We start from the raw sequence: 6,000 nt of genomic DNA, 5'->3' as shown, positions 1-6,000 counted from the left end.
CGGTGCCGGTGCCGGTGCCGGTGCCGGTGCCGGTGCCGGTGCCGGTGCCGGTGCCGGTGCCGGTGCCGGTGCCGGTGCCGGTGCCGGTGCCGGTGCCGGTGCTGCCGACTGTCCCAGCTCCGCGCCGGGCGGCAGCAGCCGACGTATCCGGCTGAGGGCGTCGCCGAAGTCGCCGCCCGCGACACCGGACTCGTACGCGGCGCCGCCGTGGTGCAGGGTGAGATTGAGGTCCGCCCGGTCGAGGGAACCGTCCGGCTGCGGTTCGCCGAGCGTCAACAGGCAGCTCAGCGTGGCTTGTTGGACCGTACCGTCCGAGTGGATGGGCAGCGGCACGTCCCATTCCAGTACGCAGGACGACAGCACGCCGGTCTCACCGACCTGCCCCAGGGCGGCGAAAGCCACCCCTTCATACTCAACCCCTCTGATGCTTGTGCGCAGTTGCGGGCCGCGCGCCTCGATCGTAACCGCTTCCGCACCGCGCATGTCGCGGTACCAGCCCGCCCAGACTTCCGTCGACTCCGATGACATGGCGCGGACTGTAGCGTTACCTATGGCTCCGCCCGACAGGCGGGATCCCTCAAAGAGGATCTTCAGGCCGTCCCGGCCTCCGCATCGGGCTCCTCGCTCGAGCGCTCACCCGACCTTTCACCCGTCTTCTCGACGTACTCTGGGCACTCAGGGTTACGGCAGGGGCCGGCACCCCAGACGGGGACGAATGCCCCGAGGGTCTTGCGTCGTTTGATGACCGTACCGACAGGCTGTCCGCAGACCGGGCACGAGAGCTCCTCGATCGACGGGCGGCGGACGGTCCGGTGTCCTTCGCTGCCCATGTGTACAGGATATGGCGATATGGGCGGGTCGGACAGTCGTCGGTCACTGTTTCCGGCGGTACCTGCGTACGACCACGCCGTTGTCGAACGTACGGGAGGAGTCGAGCGCGAACTGCGCGATGGCGAATTCCGCGCCGAACATGGGCATGCCGGAGCCCAGGATCACCGGGTAGCTCTTGATGATCAGCTCGTCCACCTCACCCAGCAGCTGGCCCGCGAGGTCCGCGCCGCCGCAGAGATAGATGTCGAGCCCGTCCTCCGCTTTGAGCTCGCGAATCTTGGCCACCACGTCGCCGGAGACGATCTCCACGTCCGGGTCGGGGGACTCCTTGATGCTCCGCGACGCCACGTACTCACGCAGATGCGCGTACGGCCTGGTGATCTTTGTATCCAGCGCGATGTCATAGCTGGCCCGGCCCATGATGACGGTGTCGAACCTGGTGTTCGGCGTGCCCTCGAGACCGAGGGCCTGACGGGCCGCGGTCGGCAGGGTGTCGACGCAGTCCGTTCTGAGGTACTCGAGAAAATCCCCGGTCACGAACGCGTTGAAGAATTCCGCGTGGCCGTCCGGGGCTCCGATGAAGCCGTCGATCGAGGCCGCGATGAAGTAGCTGAGCTTTCGCAAACTGAATCCTCTGGGTCCTGGAGCGATGGGGGATGATGCGGTGGCCGTCAGCCACTCCATTCACAGTGCTCCAGCTGTAGTGGTTACGCAAGGCCTTTCTCCGGCTCGGCGGGCTCAGCTCACGGGGTACGGCGGGCTCAGGGGGTACGGCGGGCTCAGCGGGTACGGCGGGTGACGAATTCCGCCAGGGCCAGCAGATCGCCCGCCGCCGCCAGATCCGGGACCGCGCGCGCGAGCTCATGGACAGCACGCGCCATCCGGTCGGCGGCCTCCAGCTGCGCCCAGTCCCGGCCGCCCGCCCGGTCGACGGCCTCGGCGGCACGGCGGACGGCCGAGGCGTTCATGGGCCCGTGGTAGAGCTCGGCCAGCTCGGCGCCGGCCGGGGTACCGGAGGCCAGCGCGGCGACCACGGGCAGTGACTTCTTGTGGGCGGCAAGATCGGCGCCGGCCGGTTTGCCCGTACGCTCCGGGTCTCCCCAGATCCCGATCAGATCGTCGATGAGCTGGAAGGCGAGCCCCGACTCCCGGCCGAAGGCCTCCATGGCGGCGGCCTCGTCCTCGTCCGCCCCCGCGTAGAGCGCACCGAGGGCGCAGGCGCAGCCGAGGAGCGCACCGGTCTTGGCCGTCGCCATGGCGAGGCACTCCTCCAGGGAGACCTCGTACGGCGCGCGCTCCTCGAACGCGCAGTCCGCCTGCTGCCCGGCGCACAGCTCGATCACACAGGCCGCGAGCCGCTCCGAGGCGGCGGCCGATGCGGGGTGCCGGTCCTCGGCGAGCAGCCGCAGCGCGAGGGCGAGCAGCGCGTCGCCCGCGATGATGGCGTCCGCGGTGCCGAAGACGGTCCAGGCGGTGGGGCGGTGCCTGCGGGTGGGGTCCTCGTCGATGACGTCGTCGTGGAGGAGTGTGAAGTTGTGCGCCAGTTCCACGGCGACCGCGGCCCGTACGGCAGGCTGCGCGTCCCCACCCAGCGCCCGCGCCGCGGCCAGGACGAGCGCGGGCCGGATGGCCTTGCCGGCGGCCCCTGTGGCGGGGGTGCCGTCGGCGTGTTCCCAGCCGAAGTGGTACATGGCGACACGGCGTACGGAGGCGGGCAACGACTGAATGGTCGCTCGTAGTTGGGGACTGACGGTGGCTCGGGTGCGTTCGAGGAGGGCGAGGGCTTCACTGCATTCGACGGTGTCCGCCATGGTCAACTGAGCGATCCTTTCCGGTGGGGGAGCCCGGGACGCCGGGTGCTGACCCGGGACGCTGGGCTCTGGGTATGGGCGTCAGGAGTCGGACTTCTGGCACTGGTTTGCAGATGCCGGGCAGGGGCAGCCGCGCGCCCCCTGCCCGACACGGCCGGGCCCGGACGCCCCCGGACACGCTGCCCGGACCGGCCCCACCCCCGAACGCCCCGGGCCATACACGCCTGGCCGGGCCAGGACGTCGCGCCGAGCACCCGCGAGCCGGACGACAGGCCGAGCGTGCCCGGCGGCACGAAGGTCGGGGCCCGCCGCCGGCCCCGGCAGCGCGCTGACCGAAGCGCACGCCCCAGCCGCCCGGACGCCCCGGGCCGGGACGCCGTACCCAGCTCCAAGGGCCGCCGGACGCCAGGCCAAGCACACCCGACGGACCGCGCAGCCGAGCGGTCCGAGACCGGACAGGCCGGGGGCCACGGGCCCGGACGCGCGGCTGAACGACCCCGGCCGCGACACGCCCAGCCCGCATGGCCCAGCCGCGCGACAGGCCGACTGGCACGAGCCGAACGACGCGGAGGCTGCGCTGAGCATCCGGGCCGCACTCGTTCCTGGGGCGCGGGCCCAGCAACCCGGCCCAGCAACGCTGGACAAACCTCACAGACACCTCGCGCGGCCGAATGCCCCGGCCAGGCAACGCGCCACGTTGCATGGCCCAGCCGCACGGGACGCCAGGCCCAGCGCCGCGGGCCACGGCACGGATCCAGCCGAGCGGCATCGGGCGCTAAACCGAGCATCCCGGCCGCACGCGTTTCCGGGGGCGGGGGGCGCGTGCGCGTGCCCCGCAACCCGGCCCAGCGACAGGCCGAACACCCCGGCCGAGCGACCCCGGCCAGACGGCGGGCCCAGGGCTTTTTTAGAAGTCCCTGGACTCCTCCCCCGGACGAAGCCAGGGGGAGGACCCCCAGCCCCACGACGCCTGGCACGCACTCCCGCGGCGCCTCCCCCAGGCAAAGCGAGGGGAAGTGCCCCCACGCGATGTTGTCGGAGTCGCCCAAGTACTCCCCAGAGCCTCTCCCCCGGAGCTTCTTCCCCGGACGAACCAGGGGGGAGTGCCCCCATGCGTCAAGGGCGATCTCCCCCCGGACTTCGTCCGGGAGGTACCCCCACCGCCTCGCGACTGCACGCACCAGACCCCGCAGGGCCCGCCCTACGGGCGGACTGGGGGTCCCCTGGGGGTACTTCCCCCTGGCTTCGCCGGGGCCCCACCCGTGCGAAGCCAGGGAGAAGCCAGGGGAGCTACTTCTAAAACACGCCCGAGGAGACCGATGAAGATCTTGAAATCGCGCCCGGGTTGCACCGGTTCGACCTGATTGACATTTACCGGCACTCCGGGGTGAATCTGGCGGCCTGAGCAAGATCTTCAGGAGTCTTCTAGCCGCACGGCCCAGCGGCTCCACACAGCTCCAGGCCGGCTGCCGGGCCCACCGGCACACCGCTACCCGCACAGGCCGGCGACCCGGCGAGCGGCACGGACCAGCACCCCGGCCAACCGGCGGAGTCGGCCGCCCGGCCGAGCCGCAGGGACCAGCTGCGCGGCTCGCTCCACAGGCCGGGCACCCGGCCCGGCGACCAGCCGGTCGCGGGCCACAGCATCCGGGGCCGGGCAGACGCCAGGCACCCGCCCCGCATCCCAGGCCGGACTCCCGGGCCCGGACCCGGACCCGGACCCGCGCCCCCGGCCCGGCGCCGCCACCTGCGCCTGCGCCCGAGGCGGCTCGGCGCCCGCCCCGCCCCTCCCCCTTCATCCCCAGCGGCCCACCTCCACGTTCTCCAGGATCCCCAGCGCATCCGGCACCAGCACCGCCGTCGAGTAGTACGCCGTGACCAGGTACGAGATGATCGCCTGCTCGTCGATGCCCATGAAGCGCACGGACAGGCTCGGCTCGATCTCGTCCGGGAGACCGCTCTGCTGCAGTCCGACCACGCCCTGGTCCGCCTCACCCGTACGCATGCAGATGATCGACGTCGTACGGGCGTCGGTCACCGGGATCTTGTTGCACGGGAAGATCGGCACACCCCGCCACGCCGGTACGTGGTGCCCGGCCACCTCAACGCTCTCCGGGACCAGACCCCGCTTATTGCACTCGCGCCCAAACGCGGCGATGGCCCGCGGATGTGCGAGGAACAGCTTCGACGCGCGCCGGCGCGAGAGCAGCTCGTCCATGTCGTCCGGGGTCGGCGCGCCATCGTGCGGCTGGAGCCGCTGCCCGTAGTCGCAGTTGTTCAGCAGTCCGAACTCCCGGTGGTTGATGAGTTCATGCTCCTGGCGCTCGCGCAGCGCCTCGACCGTGAGCCGCAACTGCTGCTCTGTCTGGTTCATCGGCTGGTTGTAGAGGTCTGCGACGCGGCTGTGCACCTTCAGCACCGTCTGGGCGACGCTCAGTTCGTACTCGCGTGGGGCCGCGTCGTAGTCGACGTACGTATGCGGCACGACCGCTTCACCGACATGGCCCGCGGAGAGGTCGATCGCCGCCTCGCCGTACTTGTTGGTGGGCTGTTCAGGCAGGCGCGCCAGCCCCTGGAGATGCGCGCTCAGCGACTCCGCGCGCTCCGCGAGGTTCAGCACATCGGAGCGCCTCAGCTCAAGCACCGTGCACGCGGTCGCCGCGCGCACGGTGTGCTTCCAGGTCGCGTCGCCGTCCAGGATCGTCTGGTCCCCGAAGTACGCACCGTCGGCGAGGACGCCGTGCACCGCCTCGCCGCCGTACGGACCGGCGCCGACCTGCTCGACGCGGCCGTGCGCCAGCAGATAGATCCGGTTCGCCGGCGATCCCGCGGCCGCCAGCACCTCACCCGGCGCGAACTCCCGCTGCTCGCAACGGTTCGCCAGCTCGGCGAGCACCGCCTCGTCGCCGTACTCCCGCAGGGCGGGCAGTTCGCGGAGCTCGGCGGGGATGACCTCCACCCGGTCCCCGGTCTGGATGAACGTCACACGTCCGTCGCCGACCGAGTAGGTCAGGCGGCGGTTCACCCGGTACGTACCGCCCTGGACCTGCACCCACGGCAGCATGCGCAGCAGCCACCGCGAGGTGATTTCCTGCATCTGCGGGGCCGATTTGGTAGTGGTCGCGAGTTTTCTCGCGGCGGCCGTACCGAGACTCTGCTGCGGCGGCAGCTGCTCGTGGACCTCGCCAGCAGAACCGCCGGAACCGCCGGAACCACCGGACCCATCCGAACCAACCGAGCCAACCGACATGAGTTCCCCTCTCGATCACGGGTCTCAATCCGACCTGCACCTCACAGCCTTCCAGCACAGCCCGTGGCCACGCCATTACACAAATGAGTGGGACTGGATCACCCAAAC

General features: G+C 71.2%; 4 protein-coding genes. All 4 read right to left on the bottom strand.

Going from position 1 to position 6,000, the window contains the following annotated elements:
- Positions 1–483: DUF6304 family protein (locus ACIHCQ_RS06530; RefSeq protein WP_399658671.1), on the bottom strand; the 483-nt coding region annotated here is incomplete at its 3' end.
- A gap of 390 nt (positions 484–873) precedes the next feature.
- Entirely contained in the window at positions 874–1,455 is a 582-nt protein-coding gene (locus tag ACIHCQ_RS06525; protein ID WP_399658545.1) for a dihydrofolate reductase family protein, read from the bottom strand.
- Positions 1,456–1,610: 155 nt separating this feature from the next.
- The gene (locus tag ACIHCQ_RS06520; protein ID WP_399658543.1) at positions 1,611–2,642 is read right to left on the bottom strand and encodes a family 2 encapsulin nanocompartment cargo protein polyprenyl transferase; all 1,032 of its coding nucleotides are present in this window, start codon (positions 2,640–2,642) and stop codon (positions 1,611–1,613) included.
- Positions 2,643–4,437: 1,795 nt separating this feature from the next.
- On the bottom strand, positions 4,438–5,892 hold the full coding sequence (locus tag ACIHCQ_RS06515; protein WP_399658542.1) for a family 2B encapsulin nanocompartment shell protein: 1,455 nt from the start codon (positions 5,890–5,892) through the stop codon (positions 4,438–4,440).
- Positions 5,893–6,000: the final 108 nt, after the last annotated feature.

The organism is Streptomyces sp. NPDC052236 (assembly GCF_044548015.1).
GTDB lineage: Bacteria > Actinomycetota > Actinomycetes > Streptomycetales > Streptomycetaceae > Streptomyces.
This window is presented reverse-complemented; position numbering and strand designations above follow the sequence as displayed.

Coding starts and splice junctions, on each gene's coding strand:
- ACIHCQ_RS06520 (WP_399658543.1), bottom strand. CDS start 2,642: ATGGCGGACACCGTCGAATGCAGTGAAGCCCTCGCCCTCCTCGAACGC.
- ACIHCQ_RS06515 (WP_399658542.1), bottom strand. CDS start 5,892: ATGTCGGTTGGCTCGGTTGGTTCGGATGGGTCCGGTGGTTCCGGCGGT.